Source organism: Cellulomonas sp. FA1 (assembly GCF_000986825.1).
Lineage (GTDB): Bacteria > Actinomycetota > Actinomycetes > Actinomycetales > Cellulomonadaceae > Cellulomonas > Cellulomonas iranensis.
The window spans coordinates 2322407-2348627 of record NZ_LBMY01000001.1; the positions used below are offsets into that span (position 1 = coordinate 2322407).

Below are 26221 nucleotides of genomic sequence, written 5' to 3' on the forward strand. Positions count from 1 at the left end.
GGGGACCGGGGCCGTCGGTGGTGCGGGGTGGGTCAGGCGGGGGCGAGACCCGTGCCGGCGTCGCCGCGGCTGGCCGCGGGCGGTGCGGGCGGGACGTCGGTGCCGGAGCCCGGCGTGCCGGACGACGCACCCACGGCGACCGGCTCCTTGTCCTGCGTGCCGCGCGGCACGCCACGGAACGTGAACTCCCCGAGCAGGCCCTCGCCCTCGGCGTCGACGACCACCAGCTCGCCGCCCTTGAGCTCGCCGAACAGGATCTTCTCGGACAGCGTGTCCTCGATCTCCCGCTGGATCGCGCGGCGCAGCGGCCGGGCGCCGAGCACCGGGTCGTAGCCCTTCTCCGACAGCAGCTTCTTCGCGGCGGGCGTGAGCTCGATGCCCATGTCCTTGTCGCGCAGACGCTTGTCGAGCTTGGCGATCATCAGGTCGACGATCGCGAAGATCTCCGGCTGCGAGAGCTGCGGGAAGACCACCACGTCGTCGACGCGGTTGAGGAACTCGGGACGGAAGTGCGTCTTGAGCTCGTCGTTGACCTTGGCCTTCATGCGCTCGTACGACGTCGACAGGTCGCCGCCGGCCTGGAAGCCGGTCATGACGCCCTTGGCGATGTCCCGCGTGCCGAGGTTCGTGGTCATGATGATGACGGTGTTCTTGAAGTCGACCACGCGGCCCTGCGAGTCGGTCAGTCGACCGTCCTCGAGGATCTGCAGCAGCGAGTTGAAGATGTCCGCGTGGGCCTTCTCGACCTCGTCGAACAGCACGACGGAGAACGGCCGGCGGCGCACCTTCTCGGTGAGCTGACCGCCCTCGTCGTACCCGACGTACCCGGGGGGCGAGCCGAAGAGCCGCGAGACGGTGTGCTTCTCGGAGAACTCCGACATGTCGAGCTGGATCAGCGCGTCCTCGTCCCCGAAGAGGAACTCGGCGAGCGCCTTGGCCAGCTCGGTCTTCCCGACGCCCGTGGGGCCCGCGAAGATGAACGACCCACCGGGGCGCTTGGGGTCCTTGAGGCCCGCGCGCGTGCGGCGGATGGCCTGCGACAGCGCCTTGATGGCGGCGTCCTGGCCGACGACCCGCTTGTGCAGGTTCTCCTCCATGTGGAGCAGCCGGCTGGACTCCTCCTCGGTGAGCTTGAACACCGGGATGCCCGTGGCGTTGGCCAGCACCTCGGCGATGAGCTCCTCGTCGACCTCGGCGACGGCGTCCAGGTCGCCGTTCTTCCAGGCCTTCTCCTTCTCGGCGCGCTTGAGCCCGAGCTGCTTCTCCTCGTCGCGCAGGCGCGCGGCCTTCTCGAAGTCCTGCTCGTCGATCGCGGACTCCTTGTCGCGACGAGTCTCGGCGATCTGCTCGTCGAGCTCGCGCAGCTCCGGCGGGGCCGTCATGCGGCGGATCCGCAGACGCGCACCGGCCTCGTCGACCAGGTCGATCGCCTTGTCCGGCAGGAACCGGTCGTTGACGTACCGGTCGGCGAGCGTGGCCGCGGCGACGAGCGCGGAGTCCGTGATGGACACGCGGTGGTGCGCCTCGTAGCGGTCGCGCAGCCCCTTGAGGATCTCGATCGCGTGCTGCAGGTTCGGCTCGGAGACCTGGATCGGCTGGAAGCGCCGCTCCAGGGCCGGGTCCTTCTCGACGTACTTGCGGTACTCGTCGAGCGTGGTCGCGCCGATGGTCTGCAGCTCGCCGCGCGCGAGCATGGGCTTGAGGATCGACGCGGCGTCGATCGCGCCCTCGGCGGCGCCCGCACCGACGAGCGTGTGGATCTCGTCGATGAACAGGATGATGTCGCCGCGCGTGCGGATCTCCTTGAGGACCTTCTTCAGGCGCTCCTCGAAGTCGCCGCGGTAGCGCGAGCCGGCGACCAGCGCGCCGAGGTCGAGCGTGTAGAGCTGCTTGTCCTTGAGCGTCTCGGGGACGTCGCCGCGGACGATGTCCTGCGCGAGGCCCTCGACGACGGCGGTCTTGCCGACGCCGGGCTCACCGATCAGCACCGGGTTGTTCTTGGTGCGGCGGGACAGCACCTGCATGACCCGCTCGATCTCCTTCTCGCGCCCGATGACCGGGTCGAGCTTGCCGTCGCGGGCCGCCTGCGTGAGGTTGCGGCCGAACTGGTCGAGCACGGCCGAGCCGGACGGCTGGCCCTCCGCCGGGCCGCCCGAGGCGACCGGCTCCTTGCCCTGGTAGCCCGAGACGAGCTGGATGACCTGCTGGCGCACGCGGTTGAGGTCGGCGCCGAGCTTGTTGAGGACCTGGGCGGCGACGCCCTCGCCCTCGCGGATGAGCCCGAGCAGGATGTGCTCGGTGCCGATGTAGTTGTGGCCGAGCTGCAGCGCCTCGCGCAGCGACAGCTCCAGCACCTTCTTCGCGCGCGGCGTGAACGGGATGTGCCCGCTCGGCGCCTGCTGGCCCTCGCCGATGATCTCCTGCACCTGGGCGCGGACCGCCTCCAGGGAGATGCCGAGCGACTCCAGGGCCTTGGCCGCGACACCCTCACCCTCGTGGATCAGGCCCAGGAGGATGTGCTCGGTGCCGATGTAGTTGTGGTTGAGCATCCGCGCCTCTTCCTGGGCGAGGACGACCACGCGACGGGCTCGGTCCGTGAATCTCTCGAACATGTGCACTCCTCACGAGCGGCGTGCCCCGGCGGCGCCGTGCGTCGGTGGTGCGCACGGAGCCGGCAGAGCGGCGTGTTTCGATGCTAACGGCGGGGTACCTCCCGGACGTCCCGTGTTCGCCGCAGGCGGAGAGGCCCGCCAGGGACGCTCCCGGCGCGCCCGGGCGCGCGGTGGCGAGGCCGCCGGGGGAACCGTGCCCGCACGCCGGACGTTCCCGTTCTCGCCGGACCCCCGTCCGGTACGTTGACCTGGACCGTCACGTCAGGCGGCGCCGCGCAGCCCGCGCTCCCGGAGGACCAGCATGAGCGAGCCCAGCCCCCTGCAGCCGCCCGCGCCCAGCGCCGCGTTCGCGCTCGAGGCGCCCGCGCCCGTCGCGCCCGTCGCGGCGACCGACGCGCCCGCGATGGCGCCGCGCGTCGACCCGGCCGCGCTGCCGGGCCTGGACGCGAAGGTCGCGGCGTACCTCGCGGGCCTGGACGCCGTGCAGGCGGGCTCGCCGGAGTTCGCGGCCAAGGGCGACGACGTGCGCCTCATGGGCGACACCGACATCCGCCAGGCGGCGGACACGTCGAACCGGCTGCTGCAGGTGCCGGTGCGTGAGCTGCGCGAGGGCGGCGTGTCGGGCACGTCGCAGGTCGGCAAGTCGCTCATGGACCTGCGCCGCACGGTCGAGGACCTCGACCCGTCGGAGAAGACGGTCGGGCGCAAGCTGCTCGGGTTCCTGCCGTTCGGCGAATCGTTGACCGACTACTTCCGCCGCTACGAGAGCTCGCAGAAGCAGATCGACGCGATCGTCAAGGCGCTGTACCGGGGGCAGGACGAGCTGCGCAAGGACAACGCGGCGCTCAACCTCGAGAAGCAGCACCTGTGGGACACCATGGGCCGGCTCAACCAGTACATCTACGTCGCGAGCGCGCTCGACGCGCAGCTCTCCGCGAAGATCGCGCAGGCCGAGGCGACCGACCCCGAGCGTGCGCGGGCGCTGCGCGAGGACGTGCTGTTCTACGTGCGGCAGAAGCACCAGGACCTGCTCACGCAGCTCGCGGTGTCGATCCAGGGCTACCTCGCGATCGACATCATCATCAAGAACAACGTCGAGCTCATCAAGGGCGTCGACCGCGCGACGACCACGACCGTCGCGGCCCTGCGCACCGCGGTGCTGGTCGCGCAGGCCCTCAACAACCAGAAGCTCGTGCTCGACCAGATCTCGGCGCTCAACACCACGACGTCGAACATGATCGCGTCGACGTCGAAGATGCTGCGCGAGCAGTCGGTGACGATCCAGCAGCAGGCCGCGAGCGCGACGATCGGGCTGCCGCAGCTGCAGCAGTCGTTCGCCGACGTGTTCGCCGCGATGGACTCGATCGACACGTTCAAGGTGCAGGCGCTGGACTCGATGGCGCAGACCGTCGGCGTGCTCGAGACCGAGACCGCGAAGGCCAAGCAGTACCTGGACCGCGTGTCGCGGTCGGACGGCACGGACGCGTCGAGCGGCTCGCTCGACCTGGGCCTGCGCTGACGCGGCCGACGCGCACGGGGGCGAGCCCGGCGACGGTCACGGCAGCGGTCACGGCGGCGGGCGGACGGATGAGCACGACGAGCGGGACGGGGGTCGGGCGATGAGCGCGCTGGGCGACCTCGTGGCGCGCCTGCTCGGGCGCGCGCGCCCGGCCGTCGTCGTCGAGGAGGACCCGGTGCCCACGGCCGAGCAGATCGCGACGGCCGTGCGCGACGTCGAGGCGCGCATCGAGGGCCGCGTGCCCGCCGCGGTCACCGCGCGCGTGCACCGCATCACGGGCACGGTCGAGGACATGGTGCCGCGGCTCGACCGGTTCGGCGTCGGGGACCGGCAGGCGTACACGGTCGTCGCGACCGCGACGAGCTACCTGCCCGAGGCCGTCGACGGGTACCTGCGGCTGCCGCGCGACTTCGCGGACCGACGCGTGGTCTCGCGCGGGCGGACGTCGCTCATGGTGCTGTGCGACCAGCTCGACCTGCTCGCGGTCACGCTCGAGAAGATCTCCGACGCGGTGTACCGCGCCGACGCGCAGGCGCTGGTCGCGCACGGCGAGTTCCTCGCCGAGAAGTTCGGGCAGTCGTCGCTCGACGTGCCCGGGGCGGGGGCGCCGTGACCGAGCCGGTGACGGCCACCCTGGCCGAGGCCCTGGACGCGCTCGTCGCGGCCGGCACCGCGGCGGGCCTCGGCGCGGGTGCGGTGCACGACGAGGGCGAGCGGCTGGCCGCCGCGGTCGCCGAGTCCGCGCCCGGCGCCGCGTCGGCGTGGCTCGCCGCGACGGCCCGCGACCCGGACGACCTCACGGCGTTCTTCACGGCGGCCGGGTCGGCGCGCCGGTGGCGGCACGCACCGACCGACCTGCTGACGTCGCTGACCACGGCACGGTCGCCGCACGCCGGGGCGTACGCCGACGCGCTCGCGCACGTCACGTCGGCCGCGTGCGACCTCGGCACGCCCGCGCTCGGCGTCGTCGCGGCCGCCTCGGTGACCGCCGCGGTGCAGCGTGCGGCCGCGGGCGTCGCGGTGGCCGACCCGGTGATCACGAGTCCCGGCGCGGGTGCTGGATCGACCTCTCACGCCCCGGGGGGCGGGGCGGGCGTGCCCGGCGAGGGTGCTGGATCGACCTCTCACGCCCAGGGGGGTGGGGGGACCGCACCCGGCGGGGGTGCTGGATCGACCTCTCACGCCCACGGGGGTGGGGCAGGCCAGGTGGGCGCGGCGGCGAGGACCGGGGTCACGGTCGGCGAGGCGACCAGGCCTGACGACGCGGGCGGCGCACCGCCCGAGAAGACCTACGACGAGCTGCTCGCGGAGCTCGACGCGCTCGTCGGCCTGGACCGCGTCAAGCGCGAGATCCGGCAGCAGGCGCAGCTGCTGCGCGTCGAGCGGCTGCGCGCCGACGCGGGCCTGGCCCGTCCCTCGCTGACGCGGCACCTCGTGTTCGTCGGCAACCCGGGCACCGGCAAGACGACCGTCGCGCGCCTGGTCGCCGGGCTGTACCGCGCGCTCGGGCTGCTCGCGCAGGGGCACCTCGTCGAGGTCGACCGCTCCGAGCTCGTCGCCGGGTACCTCGGCCAGACCGCCGCGAAGACCACCGAGGTCGTGCAGCGCGCGATCGGCGGCGTGCTGTTCATCGACGAGGCGTACGCGCTGGCCGACGACCAGTACGGCACCGAGGCCGTCAACACGCTGGTCAAGGACATGGAGGACCACCGCGACGAGCTCGTCGTCATCGTCGCGGGCTACCCGCTGCCGATGGCGCGGTTCCTCGCGACGAACCCGGGCCTGGAGTCGCGGTTCGCGACGACCATCACGTTCGACGACTACACCGACGGCCAGCTGCGCGAGATCTTCGCGCTCGCCGCGCGCCGCGCCGACTTCGAGCCGTCGCCCGCGTGCCTCGACCTGCTCGAGGAGATCGTCGCCGCGCAGCCGCGGCACGAGGGCTTCGGCAACGGCCGGTACGCGCGCAACCTGCTCGACCGCGCGGTGCTGCGGCACGCGTGGCGGCTGCGGGACGTCGCCGAGCCGACCGTCGAGCAGCTGCGCACGCTCCTGCCCGAGGACCTCGCGACGGACGTCGAGGACGTCGCGCCCGACCTGCCCGTCCCGGGCGCCGACGCCGCGCCCGCCGACCCGCCCGACGAGGACGGCCCCGCCGCGCCGGGCGCCGACCCGGGCCGATCCACCCTCGGCACCACCCCCCGCACCGACTCCGAGCCCACCGAGGAGCCCGCGTGACCACGACCGCGTCCCCCGCGGCGCCACCCGCCCCGACCGCGCCCGCCACCGCACCGCCCCCGCACCCCACGAGCGGCTGGGGCTCGACGCCCCGCGGCCTGCGCACGTGGGGTGCGCTCGCGGCGGTCGTCACCGCCCTGACCGGGCTGTTCGGCGTGCTCGCGGTGTCCTCGCAGTCGCTCGCGGTCGACGACGCGCGCGACGCGGCCGCACAGCTCGTCGGCCTGCAGGACGCGCGCAACCAGCTCGTCGCCGCGGACGCCGCCGCGACGACCGCGTTCCTCGTCGGCGGCCTCGAGCCGGTCGAGCTGCGCACGCGGTACGACGCGGCCGTCGACGCGGGCGCGCAGGCGCTGACGTCGCTCGCCGCGACGGGCCCCGACGGCGCCGACGGCCTCGCCGCGGTGAGCGCGGACCTCACGCGGTACACCGGGCTGGTCGAGCAGGCGCGCGCGAACAACCGGCAGGGCTTCCCGGTCGCGTCGGCGTACCTCGAGGAGGCGTCGGCCGTGCTGCGCGACGACGTCGTGCCGGCGCTCGACGCGCTCGTCGCCGCCGAGCAGCAGCAGGTGGACGACGAGATCGCGACGGCCCGGTTCGCGGCGCCGATGGTCGTCGCGGTGGCCGTGCTCGCGCTCGTCGTGCTGGCGCTCGTGCAGGTGTGGGTCGCGCGCCGCACGCGCCGCACGTTCAACGTCGGGCTCGTCGCGGCGACCGTCGCGGTCGTGCTGGTCGGCGCGGTCGGCGGCGCCGTCCTCGGTGGGGCGGGGGCACGGGCCGCGCAGGTGCGGGACGACGCGTACCGCGCGACCGTGCAGACGTCGCAGGCGTTCGCGCTGGTCAACGACGCCCGCTCGCAGGAGGCGTTCACGCTGATCCGCCGCGGCTCGGGCGCGTCGTACGAGGAGACGTTCCGCGCGAACGTCGCCGACGCGCGCACCGCGCTCGCGCGCGACGGCGTGCGCCTGGACGGCTCGCTCGTGGACCGGCTCGACGCGTGGGTCGCGGCGCACGACGAGGTCCGGCAGCGCGACGACGACGGCGACTGGGACGGCGCGGTCGCGTTCGTCACGAGCGACGACCCGAGCGCACCGCCCGCGCTGTTCGACGCGCTGTCGGGCGCGCTCGCGGCCGCGGTCGACGCGGGCGGGCAGCAGGTCGCCGACGGGCTGCGGCCCGCGGGCGCGTGGCTCGGCTGGGCGCTCCTGGCCGTCGGAGGTGCGGGCGCGGTGCTCGCGTGGACCGGGCTGCGGCCCCGACGGGAGGAGTACCGGTGAGCGCACGCACCACGCAGCACGCGGCGGTCGCGCGCCGCCGACCCCGGCTCGCGCGCGCCGCGGCGGTCGTCGCGGTGCTCGCGGTGCTCGCGGGCTGCGCGCCCACGACCAGCGCGACGGTGTCCGCGTCCGGCACGGCGTCCGCGCCGCCGCCCGCGTCGCCCGCGCCGCAGGCCGTGACGTGCGACGACGCGACGACCTCGTACGCCCCGGGCGACGGCTCGGTCCCGGACGGGTCGACCATGGCCGCGATCCGCGACCGCGGCTACCTCCTGGTCGGCGTGTCCGCCGACACGCTGCGCATGGGCGCCCGCAACCCGTTCACCGGCACGATCGAGGGCTTCGACGTCGACGTCGCGCGGCAGGTGGCCGCGGCGCTGCTGGGCGACCCCGACGCCGTGCGGTTCCGCGTCATCACCGCGGGCGACCGCATCGGCGTGCTCGAGGACCACGAGGTCGACCTCGTGGCGCGCGCGTTCACCATGAACTGCGACCGCTGGCAGCAGATCGCGTTCTCGGCGGAGTACCTGCAGGCCGGGCAGAAGGTGCTCGTCAGCACCGAGTCCGACGCGACCGGCATCACCGACCTGTCGGGTCAGCGGGTGTGCGCGCCCGAGGGCACGACGACGCTCGACCGGCTGGCCGACTACGACGTCGAGGCCGTCGGCGCCCGCACGCACTCGGCGTGCCTGGCGCTGTTCCAGCAGGGCCGGGTCGACGCGATCACGGGCGACGACACGGTGCTCGCGGGGTTCGTCGCGCAGGACCCGTACGCCAAGGTCGTCGGCGACGCGTTCAGCGCCGAGCCGTACGGCCTGGGCGTCGCGGCCGACCAGGTCGACCTCGTGCGGTACGTCAACGGCGTGCTCGACGCGATGAAGGCCGACGGCCGCTGGGCCGCGCTGTACGAGCGGTGGCTCGGTGAGGCGCTCGGCCCCGCGCCGGCGCCGCCCGCGTCCGTCTACGGGCGCTCGTGAGCGTGATGGCCAGCGGGGACGTCGTCGCGCCGGTCGCGCCCGGGCGCCTGGGCGAGGCGATCCCGGCGCGCGACCTCATGACGTACCTCGACGGGCTGCTCACGTGGCTCGACGACCGCCGGTCGCGCCTCGACGCGCTCGACGCCGCGGCGCAGGCCACGGCCGACGCGCAGCGGTACACGCCCGACGTGGTGCTCGCGCTCACGGTGTGGCAGTCGGTGCGCACGCGCGCCGACGAGCTGCTGGCCGTGTGGGACTCGGGGCGCGTCACCGAGGTCGAGCGCGAACGCATGTCGCAGCTCGTGTGGGGGCGCGTCGACACGCGCGCCGGGGCCGCGCCGGTGTCGCTGCCGGAGGCGTTGACGCTGTGCGACGCGATGGTCTCGGCGCTGCGCACGCGCCTCGCGTTCGACCCCGACACGGCGGACGTGGTCGCGCGGCTGCGCGGCGTGCGGGCGTCGCTCGTGCGCGCCGAGGACCTCGCGGGGACGGACGCCGCCGCGCACGAGCGGGTCGCGGGCCTGCGGACGCGCGAGCAGCGGCTGTCGGAGCAGGCCGCGCGCGGCGGCGACGTCACCGGGCCGCTCGCGGAGCTCGAGACGCAGGCGGCGCGCGCCGAGCGCGACCTCATGGTCGCGGTGTCGCAGCGCCGCTCGCTGGCCCGCGCGCGCGTCGACGCGCACACCACCGCCGCGGCGCTCGAGGCGCGCGAGCCCGCGCTGCACGAGCTCGCCGAGCGGTGCCGCCGCGAGGTCGTCGACCCGCCGCGCAACGCCGTGCCCGACGTCTCGCGCCTGGGCCCGGTCCCCGAGGACCGCGCAGGGCTCGACGCGTACGTCGCGCGCCTCGACGCCGTGCGTCGCGCGCTCGACGCCGCGCAGGACGCGTACAGCGAGCCGCTGCGCGAGCGCGCCGAGCTGCGCTACCGCGTCGGCCAGGCCACGACGCTCGCCGCCGGCAACGGCCGCGACGCGTCCCCGACCGTGCGGGCCGCGCACGACGAGGCGCGCGCCGCGGTCGACGCGACGCCGTGCGACGTCGACCTCGCCCGCGCCCTCGTCGAGCAGTACGAGCACCTGGCCCGGCCGCTGCCGGGCGGACAGGGAGGACCCCGATGACCAGCGCCACCGCGTGCCGCGAACCCGGGTGCACCGGCAGCTACGAGGACGGCTGGTGCGACGTGTGCGGCTCGCCCGCGCCCGCGGGCGCCGCGTCGACGAGCACCGGCACGACCACGCCCCCGCCCGCGGCCGTCCCCGCCTCCCCCGCCGGGGCGACCGGTCGCACCGCGGCCGCGCGCACGCCCTCGGCCATGCTCGGCACGGGCATCGCGGGCGGCGTCCCCACGCCCGGTGCGGGCGGCGACCCGGACGCCGAGCGCTCGACCCGCACGGGCCGCACCAGCTCGACGCGCCTCGCGTCGGCCGCGCTCGGCTCGGCGCGCACCGCGGCGACCGGCTCGCGCACGACGCGTCGGCTCGGCACGTCGTCGACCCGCCTGCGGCGCGCGCGCCTCGGCGCGGGGCTGACGAGCGTGCCGCCCACACCCGTGGCCGACCCGCTGCAGGCGGTGATGGCGGACCCGCAGGTGCCCGAGCGCAAGCGGTTCTGCGCGTCGTGCGGCGAGCCCGTGGGCCGCGGCCGCGAGGGCGTGCCCGCGCGCACGCAGGGCTTCTGCCCCAAGTGCGGCGCGCGTTTCGACTTCGACCCGCGGCTGACGCCCGGCACGCTCGTCGGGGGGCAGTACGAGGTCGTCGGGTGCCTCGCGCACGGCGGCATGGGGTGGATCTACCTCGCGCGCGACCGCAACGTGTCGGGCCGGTGGGTCGTGCTCAAGGGCCTGCTCAACACGGGCGACGAGGACGCCGTCGCCGCGGCCATCGCCGAGCGGCAGTTCCTCGCGCGGGTCGAGCACCCGCTGATCGTCGAGATCTACAACTTCGTCGAGCACGACGGCGACGGGTACACCGTCATGGAGTACGTCGGCGGGCGGTCGCTCAAGCAGCTGCTCACCGACCGGCGGGACGCGGCCGGCACGGTCGACCCGCTGCCCGTCGACCAGGCGCTCGCGTTCGTCCTCGAGGTGCTGCCCGCGTTCGGGTACCTGCACGACGTGGGCCTGCTGTACTGCGACTTCAAGCCCGACAACGTCATCCAGGCGGGCGACGCGCTCAAGCTCATCGACCTCGGCGGCGTGCGCCGCGTCGACGACGACGAGTCCGCGATCTACGGCACGGTCGGCTACCAGGCGCCCGAGGTCGCGCAGGACGGCCCGTCGGTCGCGTCCGACGTCTACACGATCGGCCGCACGCTCGCGACGCTCGTGCTCGACTTCCGCGGCAACACCACGACGTACGTCGCGGCGCTGCCGCCCGTCGAGCAGACGCCGGTGTTCCAGCGGTACGACTCGTTCTACCGGCTGCTCGCCAAGGCGTGCGCACCGGACCCGTCGGACCGGTTCGGCACGGTCGACGAGATGCGCGCGCAGGTGCTCGGCGTGCTGCGCGAGGTCGTCGCCGCGGACCGCGGCGCGGGCGACCCGCCGCTGACCAGCGCGGCGTCGGTGCTGTTCGAGCCGCCCACGACCGACCAGGTCGAGCGGCCGCTCGCGTGGCACGAGCTGCCCGCGCTGCGGGTCGACCCCGACGACCCGATGGCCGGGTGGCTCGCGGGCGTCAACGTGGCCGACCCCGAGCAGCGGCTCGTCGCGCTCGCGTCGGCCCCCGACGAGAGCGTCGAGGTGCGGCTGCTGCGCGCCACGACCGCGATCGAGGCCGGGCGGCCCGAGGTCGCGGCGTCCGCGGTGGACGCGATCCTCGCGGACGACCCGTGGGAGTGGCGCGCGGTGTGGACGCAGGGCCTCGCGCAGCTCGCGGCGGGCGACGCGGTCGCGGCCCGTGCGTCGTTCAACGCGGTGTACGGGCAGGTGCCGGGCGAGCTCGCGCCCAAGCTCGCGCTCGCGGCGGCGTGCGAGCTGTCCGACGAGCCGTTCGTCGCCGAGCAGCTCTACGCGACGTGCGCGTACGCCGACGCGAACTACACGGCACCGGCGGCGTTCGGGCTCGCGCGCCTGCGCCGCGCCGCGGACGACGTGGACGGCGCGCTCGCCGCGCTCGACCTCGTGACGCCGACGCGCTCGTCGTACCCGCAGGCGCGGCTGCTGCGCGCGCGGGTGCTCGCGCGCTCGCGCCAGGACCTGCGCGCGCTGTCGGCGGCGCTCGACTCGGTGCGGTCGGTCACGCTCGCGCCGGCGGACCGCGCGGCGCTGCGCGTCGACGTGCTGAGCACCGCGCTCGAGCTCGTCACGACCGGGCGCACGACGCGCGGCGCGACGTTCGACGGTGCCGAGGCCACCGAGCCGCACCTGCGCACGGCGCTCGAGGGCGCGTACCGCGAGCAGGCCGCGCTCACCGCGGACCGGGCGGAGCGCGTCGCGCTCGTGGACCGCGCGAACCGGGTGCGGCGGTGGACGGCGTGGTGACGGCCGAGGCTCCCGACGCCGCCGCGTGCCCGGCGTGCGGCGAGGCCGCAGGCCCGGGGGCGCGGTTCTGCGAGGCGTGCGGCGCGGTGCTCGCACCCGCGAGCGGGAGCACGACGCCCGACGGGACGGCCGCGCCGTCGACGGGCCCGGCGGACGCAGCCGCCGGCGTCGCCAGGCCCGCCGCCCCTGCCACCCCGGGCGAGCAGGGCGACCCGGGCGACCTGGGCGACCTGGGCGACCCGGACGCGACCGCGGCCGGCGCCGCGGCGCCGCAGGGAGCACGCGACGGCGCCCCCGACGCGGCGGACGCCGAACCCGCCCCGTGCCCCGCGTGCGGCGGCGAGATCGCCCCCGACGGGTACTGCCTCGAGTGCGGCGCCCGCGCACCGCGCGAGCGCGACCACGTCGAGCGGCGTGCGTCCGAGCACGTCGGCGGCGTGAGCGACGTCGGCGTGCGACGCCGCCGCAACGAGGACGCGCTCGCGCTCGGCACGGCGGGCGACGTCGCGGTGCTCGTGGTGTGCGACGGCGTCGCGTCCGCCCCGGACTCCGACCGCGCGAGCCGCGCGGCCGCGCAGGCCGCGCGCGACCTGCTCGTGGGCGGCGTCGGCGCGGTCGCCCCGCCGGTCGAGGACGCCGCGGCGTGGTCCCGGCTGCTCGTCGCGGCGGGGCACGCGGCGGACGTCGCGGTGCGCGCCGCGGTCGACGACGCGGCGTCCCGCGAGGACCCGCCGTCGTGCACGTTCGCCGCCGCGCTGGTCGGGCCGGCGCTCGTGGCGGCCGGGTGGCTGGGCGACTCGCGCGTGTACTGGCTGCCCGACGCGGGCCCGGCCGAGCAGCTCACCGAGGACGACTCCCTCGCGGCCGAGCTCGTGGCCGGCGGCATGACGCGCGAGCAGGCCGAGCGCTCGCGCGACGCGCACGCGATCACGCGCTGGCTCGGGGCGGACGCCGAGGACGCGACGGCCCGGACCGTCGCGACCCGGCCCGCCGGGCCGGGCTGGGTGCTCGCGTGCTCCGACGGCCTGTGGAACTACGGGTCGGCTCCCGACGTCGTCGCCGGGCTGGTCCGGGACGCCGTCGACCGGCTCGGGCCCGACCCCGTGGCCGTCGCGCGCGACCTCGTCGGCTGGGCCAACGCGCGCGGCGGGCACGACAACGTCACCGTCGCGCTCGCGCGCGTCACCGGCCCCGCGGGCACCGACGTCGCGCCCGGCACGACGGCCGAGGACGACCCCGGCACCGTCCCGACCGTGCGCCGTCGACCGGCCGGTAGCCTCGCGGGAGGACCCCGCACCGCCGCCCCGCCGACCGCCTGACCAGCCGCCGACCCCGTCCCGCCCGCTTCGCCACCCCCGAGGAGCCAGCACCGTGGCCACGTTCCGCGCCGAGGTCTTCCAGAACGAGTTCCTGCCCGACGGCGGCACGGACGTGCACGCGATCGTCACCGTCACCGCCGAGGGCGTGGGCCGGGCGGTCACCGCCGACGGCGGCGTCGCCGAGGTCGTCATGATCGACACGTCGGGTTCCATGACGGGTCCGACCCTCGAGGCCGCGAAGCACGCCGCGCAGGTCGCGCTCGACCACATCCCCGACGGGACGTGGTTCGCGATCGTCAGCGGCAGCCACGTCGCGCAGCGCGTGTTCCCGTACCCGAACGCGCGCGTCGCGATCGTGCAGATGGAGCCCGGCGCGCGCGCCGAGGCCAAGCGCGCCGTGGCGGCGCTCAAGGCGACCGGCGGCACCGCGATGAGCACGTGGCTGCGCCTCGCGGACCAGATCTTCGCGACCCAGCCGGCGGCCACCCAGCGGCACGCGATCCTGCTGACCGACGGCAAGAACGAGTCCGAGCCGCGCGAGCAGCTCACGGCCGCGATCCGCGACGTCACGGGCCGGTTCCAGTGCGACGCGCGCGGCGTCGGCCAGCACTGGCAGGTCGACGAGCTGCGCGAGATCTCCACCGCGCTGCTCGGCACGGTCGAGCTCATCGCCGACCCGGCGGACATCGCCGACGACTTCCGGGCGCTGCTCGCGGCGTCGCTCGCGCGCGGCGTGGCCGACGCGCAGCTGCGGGTGTGGACGCCGCAGGGCGGGCAGGTGTTGTTCGTGCGGCAGGTCGCGCCGACCGTCGAGGACCTCACGGCGCGGCGCACCGACGTCACGCCGCTGGTCGGCGCCTACCCGACCGGCGCGTGGGCGGACGAGTCCCGCGACTACCACGTGGCGGTGCGCGTGCCCTCGCGCACGGTCGGCAACGAGCAGCTCGCGGCACGCGTGCAGATCGCGGTCGGCGACGAGGTGCTCGCGTCCGGCCTCGTCAAGGCCGCGTGGTCGGACGACGCGTCGCTCACCGCGCGCATCAGCCCCGAGGTCGCGCACTACACGGGGCAGGCCGAGCTGGCCGACGCGATCCAGGAGGGCCTGGCCGCCAAGGCCGCGGGCGACGAGGCGACCGCGACCGTCAAGCTCGGGCGCGCGGTGCAGCTCGCGGCCGAGACCGGCAACGAGGAGGCCACGAGCAAGCTGCGGCGCGTGGTCGACGTCGAGGACGAGGAGCACGGCACCGTGAGGCTCAAGCGGGGCGCGTCGCGCCTGGACGAGATGGCCCTGGACACCGCCTCGACGAAGACCACGCGGGTGCGGCGGTGAGCGCCGTGACCTGCCCGCAGGGGCACGCGAGCGAGGCCACCGACTACTGCGACGTGTGCGGCACGCCGATCGCGTCGGCGGCCCCCGCGGCGGCGACGCCCGCACCGGCCGCGGCGGGCCCGTCGACGTGCCCGCACTGCGGCTCTCCCGCGGCGTCGGGTGCGCTGTTCTGCGAGAACTGCGGCTACGACTTCACGACCGGCGCGACGCCCGTGGCCCCGGCGGCCGCGGCGCCGACGTCGTCGCTGGACCTCGGCGCACCGGCCCCCGCCCCGGCCCCCGCGGCCGGCACCGGGACCGGCCCGACCCCGCTGACCCCGCCGCCCGGCGTCACGCCGCCGGCCGCTCCCCCGGCCGTACCCGGCGTCGACGCGGCGGACCCGGCCGGCGAGCCCGCAGCATCGCCGGCCGCGACGGCCGCGCCCGGTGCGCCGGGAGCGCCCGGTGCGCAGCAGCCCGCACCCGCCGACCCGCCGCTCGCGCCGCCGACCCCGGGCGACGACGCGTGGGTCGCCGAGCTGTGGGTCGACCCCGACTGGTACGCCGCGCAGCAGGCCGAGGACCCCATGCCGTCGGTCGGGCTGCCCGTGCTCGTGCCGCTGCGCGAGCGCAGCGTGCTCGTGGGGCGGCCGTCGGCGTCGCGGAACATCCGGCCGCAGGTCGACGCGGGCGCCGACTCGGGCGTCTCGCGGCGGCACTGCCAGCTCAACACCGACGGGCAGCGCTGGTGGGTCGAGGACCTGCAGTCGTCGAACGGCACGTACGTCGCGCGCGTCGGCGAGCCGCTCCCCGAGGTGCCCATCCCCGCAGGTCAGCGCCACGAGCTGCAGGACGGCGACCGGCTGTACCTCGGGTCGTGGACCCGTCTGGTCGTACGCCGCGCACTCCCGGGCGAGGCCTGACCGCGGGGTTGGCCCGGAACGTCCCGGCCCGTCCGCGGCCGTCCGGGGGAACCTGCTCCGCTCCCCTCGCGCGGGTCGCCCCGGCAGGTGACGATCGGGGTCGCACAGCGATCCGTGACGCACGCCACTCACGGGTCGCGACCGACCTCCGGGGGGACGTCGCATGGCCGCAGCACGCACGACCGCACGCACCGCCGCGGAGACCGCCGCGGGAGCCCCCGCGCGCACGGCGCGCGACCACCTGCGGCGCGCGGCCGTGGTCGTGGCGCTGACGACGCTGCCGCTCGCGGGGCTGTCGCTCGCGTTCGCGCAGGACGTCGCGACCGCCACCCCGCCCCCGCCGTCCGTGACCAGCGCGATGTGGGTGTGGGACAACCCCGTGGACCGCGCGGTCGACCCCCGGGGCACCGGCTACGCGCCCGCCGAGCCCGCGCAGCTCGCGGCGTTCGTCCGCGAGCACGGCCTGACGACCGTGCACCTGTCGGCGCCGTGGGCGTCCGACGAGGGCCCCGTCGCGCCGTGGCTCACGGCCGCGGTCGACGCCGTGCGCGCCGAGGGCGCGTCGGTGGGCGTGCTCGGTGGCGACCCGCCGTGGCTCGACCAGCCGCAGCTCGCGGTGCAGTGGATGCACGCGGCGACGCACGACCGCGCGGTGACGCACGTGCAGCTCAACGTCGAGCCCTGGACGCTGCCCGCGTGGGGCACCGACCGCGCCGGGTCCGTGACGCGCTGGCTCGCGCTGCTCGACGCGGTGCGCGCCGAGCTGCCGCCCGGCGTGGGCCTGGGCGTCGACGTGCCCTACTGGCTCGCGTGGGAGCCGTGGGGCGACGGGTCGGTGGCGGACGCCGCGATGGCGCGCGCCGACCGCGTCGACGTCGTCGCGTTCGTCGACCACGCGCAGGGCGACGACGGGATCCTCGCGCTGTCCGCCGACGCCGTGGCCGCGGCCGTGCGCGCGGGGCTGCCGTTCACGGTGGGCGTCGAGACGGACACGCCGGCCGTCGCGGGCGGCGCGCAGTGGACGTTCGGCGACGACGGCGCGCAGGCGCTCGCGCGCGAGACGGCGCTGGCCGCGCAGGCGCTGCGGGGCACGCCCGGCTTCGAGGGCATCGCGGTGCAGCACTACCGCACGTGGCGCGGGCTGCTGGGCCTGGGCTGAGCGGCCCGCACGGCGGCCGGGTGGCGACGGCGCGCGCGACGTAGGGTCGCGGCATGCCCCGCACCGTCGCGACCGCCACGCCCGTCGACCTCACCACGCTGCTCGACTTCGTCCGTCCCCGGCACCGCATGCTGCTGGTGACGACCCGCGCCGACGGGCGCCCGCAGGTCTCCCCCGTGAGCGGCGGCGTCGACGACGCCGGGCGGCTCGTCGTCTCGACGTACCCGGGCCGCGCCAAGACCCGCAACGCCGAGCGCGACCCCCGCGTGTCGGTGTGCGTGCTGTCGGACGAGTGGGACGGCCCGTGGGTGCAGGTCGACGGCAGCGCGGAGGTGCTGCACATGCCGGAGGCGGAGGACGCGCTGGTCGACTACTACCGGTGCATCGCGGGCGAGCACCCCGACTGGGACGAGTACCGCGCCGCGATGCGCCTGCAGGGCAAGAGCCTGCTGCGGATCACGCCCGAGCGGTGGGGCCCGCTGGCGACCGGCGGCTTCCCGGCGGACGTCGCCGCCCGGCTCGACGCCGCGGACTGAGCGGACACGTCCCGACTCGGCGTCGTGCGCGGCCGGACGCCGCGCGGCCCGACGCCGTCCGGCGCGTCAGCGGACCACGAGCGCGACGCCCACGAGCAGCGCCGGCCAGCCGACGAGCCACGACCACCACACCGCGCGCGGCAGCAGCCCCGCGCGCGCGTCGAGGGCGCCCGCGGCGGCCGCCACGCCGAGCACCAGGCCGATGAGACCGGTGAACGCGCCGCACGTCGCCCCGACCCACACGTCGTACGCGGGCAGGTGCGCGGGCAGCAGCAGCGCGACCTGCGCGACCGACTCCTCGGGCGACGTCCCGCGGGGCCCGAGCGTCGCGAGCGCCAGCACGACGTGCGCGGCCGCGACGGGCACGAGCACGAGCGGCACACCGGCGCGCGCCCACCCGCGCGAGCCCCGCCACCGCGGCGTGCGGCCGTCGCGCGCGACGAGGAGCGTCGCGACCCACGGCAGCAGCGCACCCCACGCGAGCGCCCAGAACGCGAGCGCACGCGCCTGCGGGCCGTCGGCGGCGACGCGCCCGACGACGCCCGGGACGAGCCCGCCCAGGTGCGTCAGGCCGACCCACGCGGCCACGACCGCGGCGAGCGCGAGTGCCGCGACGGCGACGCCGGCCGGTCCGGCGGAGGCGTGGTCGGCGTCCTCGGGCACGACGGCGACGGCGCCGGACGCGGGGGTGACGGTGGGCACGGCCGGGGGCTGCTCGGGCACGGGGAGGAACCTACCCAGATCACCCACCCGGGGGACACCCCCGCGGCCGTTCCGGTGCGTCCCGCGCGGTCCCGGGTGGACCCGCCCGCGCCGGCGCGCGGTCCGTCGCTAGGGTCGAGGGCCTGGTCGCACGGCGGGAGGGGCGGCATGGCGCAGGACGCGGGGCTCGACGACGTCGCCGCACGCCTGGTCGCGCTGCGCGCGCAGGCGGGGTCGCCGTCGTACGCCGCGATCGCGGCGCGCGTCGGGCAGGTGCGGGCCGCGCGCGGCGAACCCGACGCGGCCCCCGCCCGCAGCACCGTGTACGACTGCTTCCGACCGGGACGCGCCCGCGTCGACGTCGCACTGGTCCGCGACGTGCTCGCGGCGCTCGGGCTGGGCGCCGAGGAGACGTCCGCGTGGCTCGCCGCGGCCGGGCTCGCGGGCGCACCGGCGCGCTGGACGGAGGCCGCGCACGGCGAAGGGCTCGCGACCGGCGACCCGGGGCTCCTCGTGGGGCGGGCGCGCGAGCGCGAGGTCGCGCGGCGCGCGGTCGTCGAGCGCGACGTGCCGGTCGTGCTGGTCGAGGGCATGGCCGGCGTGGGCAAGTCGACGCTCGCGCGCGCCGTCGCGCACGACCTGGTGGCGGCCGGCGTCGCCGAGCGCGCGCTGCACCTCGACGTGCACGGGTCGTCGCCGTCGCGCCGCCCGGCCGGGCCGACGGCGGTGGTCGCGGCCGTCGCGCGGCACCTCGACGTGCGGCTGCCCGCGGCGGCCGGAGTCGCCGCGGCGCGCACCGCGCTCGCGGGGCACCTCGCGGGGCGGACCGTGCTGCTCGTGCTCGACGACGTGCCCGCGGCGGAGCACGTCACGTCGCTCGCGCAGGTCCCGGGCCTGCGCGTGGTGGTGACGTCGCGGCGCCGGCTGCGCCTGCCCGCGACGCTGCCGCACGAGCGCGTCACGGTGCGGCCGCTCGCCGCCGACGCGGCGCTCGACCTGCTGCGCGCCGTCGTCGGCCCGCAGCGGGTCGACGCGGAGCCGGCCGCCGCGGGGCGTCTCGTCGACGCGCTGGGCGGGCTGCCGCTGGCGCTCGAGCTGACGGCCCGGCACGTCGCGGGGACGCCGTCGTGGTCGCTGGCCGACCACGCCGACCGGGTCACGGAACGTCTCGGCACGGCGCGCGTCGAGGACGCCGTGCAAGCGGCGTTCCACCTCAGCTACCTCGACCTCGAGCCGCGCACCGCGCGCACGCTGCGCCTGCTGGCCGCGCAGCCGTGCCGCACGCTGTCGGCGCGCGAGGTCGCGGTGCTCACGGGCACGACGACGGGCGGCGCCGAGCGCGACGTCGCACGCCTCGAGGCCGTGCACCTGGTCCACCGCGACGCGGACGGCGTCGCGCTGCACGACCTCGTGCGCGCGTACGCGTCGGGTGTCGGCGCCGACGAGGACCCGCCGTCGGAGCGCGTCGAGGCGCTCGCGCGGCTGCGCGAGCTGTGGGTGCAGCGCGCGTGGGCCGTGCACCACGCGCTCGGCGGCGAGCGCGTGCGCCTCACGAGCCGCACCCGGTCCGGCTGGCCCGAGGTCGGCGCGCGCGAGGCCCGCGCGTGGCTCGACCGGCTCACGGCCGACGTGCTGCTGCTCGTCGACCCCGCGACCCGGCCGGACGCCGAGCAGGTCGTCGAGCTGTCGGAGGCGCTCGGGTGGGCGCTCAACCAGTACTCGCGGTGGGACACCGCGCGCCTCCTGCACACCCGGGCACGGGACGTCGCGCGTGCGGCGGGCGACGAGGTCGGCGTGCTGCGCGCGACGCTCGCGCTCGGGCGGCTCAGCGTGTGGCGCGCGGAGTGGGACGACGCGACGGCGCTCCTCACGGCCGCGCGCCGCGGGTTCGAGCGGCACGGCGTGCGGGAGCAGGCCGAGGAGTGCACGCAGGCGCTCGCGATCGTCGCGGCGCAGACCGGGCGGTACGACGAGGCCGCGGCGCTGCTGCGCGAGCTGCTCGACGGTCTCGTGGCCGGCGGGCGGGTCCGCGACGCCGGGCGTGCGCGCGACAACCTGGCGATCGTGCTGCGCCGCCTCGACCGGCTCGACGAGGCCGCGGCCGAGCACCGCCGCGCCGCCGCCGAGAGCGCGTCGGCGGGCGACCGCGAGGGCCAGGGCAACGCGCTGGTCAACCTGTCGGACGTGCTGCTCGCGCTCGGGCACGCCGTCGACGGCCTGGCCACCGCGCGGGAGGCCCTGGCGATCGGCCGTGCGTGCGGCGACGACCGGGTCGTCGCGTACGCGCTGACCAACGTCGGCATCGCGCTCGACGCGACGGGCGACCACGACGCGGCCGCGGACCACCACCGGGAGGCGCTCGCGCAGGGCCGCCGCATCGGCGACCCGCACCTCGAGGTGTCCGTGCTCAACAACCTCGCGGACACGCACCGCGCGCTGGGGCGCGCGGACCTCGCGGCGGCCGGCTACCGGACGGCCGCCGACCTGGCCGCCACGCTGCGGTACGCGCACGAGGCCACGCGTGCGGCCGCCGGGCTCGCCGCCCTGGGCCTGCCGGCCGGGCCCGCGCACGACGGCTCGCTCGCGGCGGACCCGGCCTGAACGTCGGCCCCCGGCTCAGCCGGCGGCCTCGGCGAGGTCGCGGCCGGTGAGGTAGGAGATCATCCGCGCCGTCACGAAGCCCGAGGCGTACTGGTTCACGGCGCTGAACCGCTCGGAGTCCGTGCCGTTGCGCATGACCCCGGCAGCCTCGTACGACCCGACGCCGAGCACCGGGTCGACGTCGTGCGCCCGCAGCGCGTCGACCTCGGCGCCGAGCTGCTGCCGGCCCAGGTCGAGCGCGCGGTTGAGCGCCGCCTGCCACCGCACCCCCGTGATCTCGAAGCCCGGGCCCAGGTCGGCGTTGTTGTAGTACTTGTCGATGAGGCCCGCGTTGCGCACGTAGTTGGTGACGCCGTAGGCCAGGGCCGCGTAGTCGGCGTTCGGCTTGCCCTCGCCGATGTAGTCGGTGATCACCGGCAGCAGGCTGCGCTCGACGGTCGCGTACGCGACCGCCATGTCGGCGCCGCTCAGCCGCGCGAGCACGTCCTCCTCGCTCAGGCCGTGCTGCTGCGCGAGCGGCGCGACGACGATCTCGCGGAAGGCCGTGTGGTTGGCGTCGGCGCCGCGGCGGAAGAAGTCGCCGACCGCCCCCAGGTCGACGTCCTCGTGCACGGGCGTGCCCGGGTTGTCGCGGCCGAGCTCGAACGTGGCCTGCGTCGACGTCAGCATCGCCTCGCTGAGCCGCGCGTACAGCAGCGGCCCGGACAGGTCGGTGAAGAGCTGCTCGAGCGACGCGTAGCCGCCCGCGTCGGACCGTGCCTTGATGCTCGCGATCATCTGGTGGGCGAACACCATGAGCGAGTACGCGTCGAACGTGCCCGCGTACCCCTGCACGAGGCCCTCGACGTCGGCGACGGTGCGCGGCGAGTACGTCGAGAGCTGGTCGAGGAACGACGTCACGCGTGCGCTCGTCGGGCCCAGGTCGAGCGCGTCGCGGAACAGCAGCTCGAGCCCCGGCAGGCCCTGCGTGAACAGCGGGTTCATCCACTCCCCGGCGCCGACGAGCGTCTCGACGAGCATCGCGGCCTGCTGCGCCTCGAGGAACGCCCCGGCCTGCTGGCCCTGCTGCGCGAGGTCCCTCGCGTCGACCGACGCGGTCGCGGCCGCGTCGAGCAGGCCGGACGACGCGAGCGTCGTGCGGATCTCCGCGGGCAGCGCCTCGAACCGGCGGAACGCGGTGTCGTAGCGCGCGAGCGTCGCCTCGACCTGCGCCGAGACCTTGTCGTACGACTGGTTCGACAGCCGCGGGTCGCCGCCCAGGCGCGGCGCCTCGAGCGGCTCGCCGGTGAGGTGCCCGTACGCCTCGTAGACGTCGCCGACCTCGATGACCTCGACGCCCTCGCGGTCGCCGAGCCGGACGACGTCGACGACCTCGCCGGCCTGGTTCGGCGAGTTGCGCTGCCCCAGCGGCACGAGGACGGTCGTGAAGCCCTCGTCGGCCGCGGCCTGCACCTTCTCGGGGATGCCGCCGACCGGACCGATCGTGCCGGTCGGGTTGATCGTGCCGGTCATCGTGACGTCGTCGAGGAACGTGTCGCCGCGCTGCAGCGCGATGAGCCCGGCCGTCGTCAGGGCGCCCGCGCTCGGGCCGTCGACGCGCCCGCTCGTCTCGAACCGGAACTCGCCGCTCAGCGGCAGCCCCAGCAGCAGCGTCGAGACGATCGCCGCGTTCCACGCGCCGGCCTGCGCGGCGGGCCCGATGCCGCCGACCTCGTTCTCGGAGAACTCGACGCGGAAGTCGCCGTCGTCGTGCGGGCGGCGCGTCAGCTCGGTCTCGCCGACCGCCCCCTCGCCCGACCCGGTGTACGCGAGCCAGCGGATGGTCAGCGAGCCGGGGCCCGGCTCGGGCGTCGCCGCGTCGGTGATGGTCGTGTCCGTGTCCGGCTCGTCGGCCGCCGTGCAGCCGGCGGCGAGCAGCGCCAGCACCGCCGCCGCGCCCGCCACGCGCGTGATGCGTCCCATGGGTCCTCCCGGTCTCCGGCGCGCGCGGGGGTCGCGCGTCGTCCGCGGGGCCGCGGGCACGCCGCTCGCCCCGTCGGCGATGCTCGCCGCGGCACGGGCGGCGGCGCACCCGACCGGCGCGGGTCCGGACGATCCCGGACAACCGCGACGGGTGTCCGGCCGTCACCGGGTCGGAGCGGTCACCCGGTGGGAGCGGTCACCAGCCGCGCAGCTCCGGGGAGGGCCCGGGGAACGCGGCGAACGTCGCGCGCTCCTCGTCGGTGAAGGGACGCGGCGTGTGCGTCGCGCGGTCGAGCTGCACCATCCGCGAGCGCGCGCGCAGCGCGACGCCCGCGTCGGGGCCGTCGCCGTCGAGCACCTCGTACGCGAAGTCGACCGACGACCGACCCAGGCGCGGCACCCACACCTCGACGACGACGGGCGCGAGCCGGAACCGGATGGGTGCGACGTAGTCGATCTCGTGCTTGACGACCACCAGCAGCGACGCGGTCATGGCACCGGCCTCGTCGACGCCCATGCGCGGGAAGAGCGTGAACCGCGCGTCGTCGAGGTACCGCAGGAACGCCGCGTTGTTGACGTGCCCGAACAGGTCGACGTCCGACCACCGCACCTGCATGACGACGCGGCCGCGCGCGCCGTCCTCCGCCCCGGCTCGTCCGCTCACGTCCACGCCCCCACGCTACCCACCGCCGGGGCGCCGGCCCTCGGGCGCCGGCCCCGTCGTCCGTCGCGTGGCCGACGCCCGGGTGCCGACCGGTCACGGGGTCGGCGGCCCGTCCCGGCCGGACGACGGTCCGGCGTCGTTGTGCGACGACCGGTGCACCGCGAGGCTGGGTGCATGACGACGTCCGCTCCCCCGCCCCTCGGCCTCGCCGACCTGCGCGCGATGGTCGCGCGCGTGCCCGGTCACCTCGACGCCGCGACGGGCGGGCTGCCGCTCACCGCGACGAGCGACGCGCTGCGGGCCGCGCTCGACGCGTGGGCCGCCGGCGAGGCGACCCCCGCGGGCTACGACGTCGCGGTCGCGGCGTCGCGTGCGGCGTACGCCCGGATCGTGGGGGTCGACGTGAGCCGCGTGGCGATCGGCGCGCAGACGTCCCCGCTGGTGGGGCTCGTCGCGGCGGCGGTGCCGGACCGTGGTCGGGTCGTCGTCGCGGAGGACGACTTCACGTCGGTCACGTACCCGTTCCTCGCGCACGCCGACCGCGGGGTGACCGTGCGGGCGGTGCCGGTCGGGCACCTGGCCGAGGCGGCCGCCGACGGCTGCGACGTCGTCGCGACGTCGCTCGTGCAGTCGCGCGACGGGCGCGTCGCCGACGTCGGGGCCGTGCGCGCCGCGGCCGCGCAGGTCGGTGCGGTCAGCCTCGTCGACGTCACGCAGGCGGCCGGCTGGCTGCCGCTCGTCCCCGCACCGGCGGACCACGCGGACGTCACGGTGTGCTCGGCGTACAAGTGGCTGTGCGCGCCGCGCGGCACGGCGTTCGCGACGACGACGCCCGCCGCGGCCGCGCGGCTGCGCCCGCTCGCGGCCAACTGGTACGCGGGCGACGACCCGTGGGCGTCCGTCTACGGCACGGACATGCGGCTCGCGGTGGACGGCCGCCGGTTCGACACGTCCCCCGCGTGGCTGAGCTGGGTCGGCGCGGCGCCCGCGCTGGACGCGTTCGCGCGCGTCGACGTGGCCGCGGTGCACGCGCACGACGTGGGGCTCGCCGACGCGCTGCGCACGCGGCTGGGCCTGGAGCCCGCCGGGTCGGCGATCGTGTCGCTGCCCGACCCCGACGGCACGGTGCGCGCGCGGCTCGACGCGGCCGGGCTGCGCGTCGCGGGCCGCGGCGGCGGCGTGCGGCTCGCGTTCCACGTCTGGAACGACGCCGACGACGTCGACCGTGTGGTCGCCGCGCTCGACGCGGCGTGACCGCGCGCCGACGGCGCCTACGCTCGACGGCAGACGCCGACCCCGGGAGAACCGTGCCGCACCACCACCACGCCCCGACCGTCACCGTGCTGACCGGCGCGGGGATCTCGACGTCGTCGGGCGTGCCCGACTTCCGCGGGCCGCAGGGCGTGTGGACGCGGGACCCGGCCGCGGCCGAGCTGCTCGAGATCGACCGGTACGTGCGCGACGCGGGCGTCCGCGCACGCGGCTGGCGCACGTGGGCCGGGCACCCGGTGTGGCACGCGCGACCCACTCCGGCGCACCGTGCGCTCGTCGAGCTCGAGCGCGCGGGGGTGCTGATCGCGACGCTCACGCAGAACTTCGACGGCCTGCACCAGGCCGCGGGCGCCGACCCCGCGTCGGTCGTCGAGCTGCACGGGTCGCTCGCGACGACGTCGTGCCTGCGCTGCGGCGCGAGCGTCCCGACGCGCGACGTGCTCGACCGGCTGGCCGCGGAGCCGGACCCGGCGTGCGCGGCGTGCGGCGGCGTGCTCAAGCCCGACGTCGTGTACTTCGGCGAGCTGCTGCCCGACGACGCCCTGGCGCGCGCCGTGGCGGCGGCGACCGACGCGCACACGTTCGTCGCGATCGGCACGACGCTGACGGTGCACCCCGTCGCGGGCCTCGCGCCGCTCGCGGTCGACGCGGGTGCGCGCCTCGTGGTCGTCAACGCCGAGCCGACGCCGTACGACCACCTCGCCGACGAGGTCGTGCGCGCACCGATCGACGAGGCCGTCCCCGCGCTCGTCCGCGACCTCCTCACCGCCCCCTGACCCACCCGCCGCACCACCACCCGCCCGCGAGAGAGCGATCCAGCACCTCCTACCGGCGTGCGGGCGGACCTGAGCACCCGCGCGAGAGAGCGATCGAGCACCACCGGCGCACCGCGCGGTCCGTCCGTGCACGTCCGACCTCGTCGCGCGTGCACGGGAGCGCGACGGCGACGCCCGTGCCACGGTGTTGTGCGCGAGGATGCGCGAGGATGCAGGGATGGCGGACGTGCGGGTGCTGCGGGACGGACCGGGGCCGACCGACGTCGCGGGCGTGCTCCTGACGCCCGGGGCGAGCGCGACGCGGGACCACGCGACGCTCGTCGCGCTCGACGCGGCCCTCACCGCCGTGGGGGTCCCGGTGCGGCGCGTCGACGTGCCGCGCGGCGCGAAGGCCGCCCCGGCCCGGATCGTCGAGGAGACCACGGCGTTCGCGGCCGACCTGGGCGTCGGCACCGACCGGCTCGTGGTCGGCGGTCGTTCGTTCGGGGGGCGCATGTGCTCGGTCGCGGTCGCCGACGGGCTGCCGGTCGCGGGCCTGCTGCTGCTGTCGTACCCGCTGCACCCGCCGGCGAAGCCCGAGACGCTGCGCGTCGCGCACCTGCCGCGCGTCACCGTCCCCGTGCTCGCGGTGAGCGGCGCGAGCGACCCCTACGGCAGCCCCGCCGAGCTGACCGAGCACCTCGCGGCGCTCGCCGGGCCGGTCACGCTCGTCACGGTCCCCGGCGGGCACGCCCCCGCCGACCCGCCCGTCGTCGACGCGGTCCGCACCTGGCTCACCTGACCGACCACCGGACCCACCGCCGTCACCCCCGTCGAACGCGGAGCTCTGCCGCTACCCGGTGCCGAGAACCGGCCGAACCCCGCACTCGACTGCGGGTGGTGGTGGCGGCGGGG

Annotated in this window: 20 protein-coding genes; 16 read left to right on the forward strand and 4 right to left on the reverse strand. The window is 76.7% G+C overall.

Annotated features, from left to right (window positions below; genetic code table 11):
- Positions 1–32: 32 nt before the first annotated feature.
- On the reverse strand, positions 33–2612 hold the full coding sequence (locus GY42_RS10440; RefSeq protein ID WP_046529281.1) for an ATP-dependent Clp protease ATP-binding subunit: 2580 nt from the start codon (positions 2610–2612) through the stop codon (positions 33–35).
- A gap of 301 nt (positions 2613–2913) precedes the next feature.
- On the opposite strand from GY42_RS10440, the gene GY42_RS10445 reads away from it, so the two are divergent.
- From GY42_RS10445 to GY42_RS10500, 12 genes are all read left to right on the forward strand, one after another.
- The gene (locus GY42_RS10445) at positions 2914–4131 is read left to right on the forward strand and encodes a toxic anion resistance protein (protein ID WP_046529282.1); all 1218 of its coding nucleotides are present in this window, start codon (positions 2914–2916) and stop codon (positions 4129–4131) included.
- 100 nt (positions 4132–4231) lie between these two features.
- A complete protein-coding gene (locus GY42_RS10450; RefSeq protein WP_046529283.1) occupies positions 4232–4744 on the forward strand; it encodes a hypothetical protein in 513 nt (170 codons plus the stop codon).
- Positions 4741–6369 carry an AAA family ATPase gene (locus GY42_RS10455; protein WP_236686765.1) on the forward strand — a complete coding sequence of 543 codons (1629 nt, stop codon included), beginning with the start codon at positions 4741–4743 and terminating at the stop codon, positions 6367–6369. Before GY42_RS10450 ends, GY42_RS10455 begins: the two co-directional genes overlap by 4 nt.
- Entirely contained in the window at positions 6366–7646 is a 1281-nt protein-coding gene (locus tag GY42_RS10460) for a hypothetical protein (RefSeq protein ID WP_046529284.1), read from the forward strand. Before GY42_RS10455 ends, GY42_RS10460 begins: the two co-directional genes overlap by 4 nt.
- Entirely contained in the window at positions 7643–8623 is a 981-nt protein-coding gene (locus GY42_RS10465; RefSeq protein ID WP_046529285.1) for a glutamate ABC transporter substrate-binding protein, read from the forward strand. Before GY42_RS10460 ends, GY42_RS10465 begins: the two co-directional genes overlap by 4 nt.
- Before the next feature lie 5 nt (positions 8624–8628).
- Positions 8629–9741: a hypothetical protein gene (locus GY42_RS10470; RefSeq protein WP_046529286.1), complete on the forward strand. Its 1113-nt coding sequence runs from the start codon at positions 8629–8631 to the stop codon at positions 9739–9741.
- Positions 9738–12104: a serine/threonine-protein kinase gene (locus GY42_RS10475; protein ID WP_046529287.1), complete on the forward strand. Its 2367-nt coding sequence runs from the start codon at positions 9738–9740 to the stop codon at positions 12102–12104. The genes GY42_RS10470 and GY42_RS10475 overlap by 4 nt, the downstream gene beginning before the upstream one ends.
- Positions 12089–13423, forward strand: a complete 1335-nt coding sequence (locus GY42_RS10480) for a PP2C family protein-serine/threonine phosphatase (protein ID WP_052748314.1) — start codon at positions 12089–12091, stop codon at positions 13421–13423. Before GY42_RS10475 ends, GY42_RS10480 begins: the two co-directional genes overlap by 16 nt.
- A gap of 52 nt (positions 13424–13475) precedes the next feature.
- Positions 13476–14753, forward strand: coding sequence for a VWA domain-containing protein (locus tag GY42_RS10485; protein WP_046529288.1), 1278 nt, complete (start codon positions 13476–13478; stop codon positions 14751–14753).
- Complete coding sequence (locus GY42_RS10490; RefSeq protein WP_046529289.1) at positions 14750–15655, forward strand: FHA domain-containing protein; 906 nt, start codon at positions 14750–14752, stop codon at positions 15653–15655. The genes GY42_RS10485 and GY42_RS10490 overlap by 4 nt, the downstream gene beginning before the upstream one ends.
- A gap of 163 nt (positions 15656–15818) precedes the next feature.
- Positions 15819–16814 carry a hypothetical protein gene (locus tag GY42_RS10495; RefSeq protein ID WP_236686766.1) on the forward strand — a complete coding sequence of 332 codons (996 nt, stop codon included), beginning with the start codon at positions 15819–15821 and terminating at the stop codon, positions 16812–16814.
- Between the two features lie 53 nt (positions 16815–16867).
- Positions 16868–17350, forward strand: a complete 483-nt coding sequence (locus GY42_RS10500) for a PPOX class F420-dependent oxidoreductase (protein WP_046529290.1) — start codon at positions 16868–16870, stop codon at positions 17348–17350.
- A gap of 66 nt (positions 17351–17416) precedes the next feature.
- Here GY42_RS10500 and GY42_RS10505 read toward each other — a convergent pair whose 3' ends face one another.
- The gene (locus tag GY42_RS10505) at positions 17417–18073 is read right to left on the reverse strand and encodes a hypothetical protein (protein WP_046529291.1); all 657 of its coding nucleotides are present in this window, start codon (positions 18071–18073) and stop codon (positions 17417–17419) included.
- A gap of 147 nt (positions 18074–18220) precedes the next feature.
- Here GY42_RS10505 and GY42_RS10510 point away from each other — a divergent pair, with 147 nt between their 5' ends.
- Complete coding sequence (locus tag GY42_RS10510) at positions 18221–20653, forward strand: tetratricopeptide repeat protein (RefSeq protein ID WP_046529292.1); 2433 nt, start codon at positions 18221–18223, stop codon at positions 20651–20653.
- Between the two features lie 15 nt (positions 20654–20668).
- On the opposite strand, the gene GY42_RS10515 is transcribed toward GY42_RS10510, so the two are convergent.
- Positions 20669–22615, reverse strand: a complete 1947-nt coding sequence (locus tag GY42_RS10515) for a S16 family serine protease (protein WP_052748315.1) — start codon at positions 22613–22615, stop codon at positions 20669–20671.
- A 196-nt stretch (positions 22616–22811) separates the two neighbouring features.
- On the reverse strand, positions 22812–23285 hold the full coding sequence (locus GY42_RS10520) for an acyl-CoA thioesterase (RefSeq protein ID WP_226238636.1): 474 nt from the start codon (positions 23283–23285) through the stop codon (positions 22812–22814).
- A 168-nt stretch (positions 23286–23453) separates the two neighbouring features.
- Here GY42_RS10520 and GY42_RS10525 point away from each other — a divergent pair, with 168 nt between their 5' ends.
- The 3 genes from GY42_RS10525 to GY42_RS10535 all read left to right on the forward strand — a co-directional run bounded on the left by GY42_RS10525 (position 23454) and on the right by GY42_RS10535 (position 26108).
- A complete protein-coding gene (locus GY42_RS10525; protein WP_052748316.1) occupies positions 23454–24533 on the forward strand; it encodes an aminotransferase class V-fold PLP-dependent enzyme in 1080 nt (359 codons plus the stop codon).
- Positions 24534–24586: 53 nt separating this feature from the next.
- Positions 24587–25327, forward strand: a complete 741-nt coding sequence (locus GY42_RS10530) for an SIR2 family NAD-dependent protein deacylase (protein WP_046529293.1) — start codon at positions 24587–24589, stop codon at positions 25325–25327.
- Positions 25328–25544: 217 nt separating this feature from the next.
- Entirely contained in the window at positions 25545–26108 is a 564-nt protein-coding gene (locus tag GY42_RS10535; protein WP_046529294.1) for an alpha/beta hydrolase family protein, read from the forward strand.
- Positions 26109–26221: the final 113 nt, after the last annotated feature.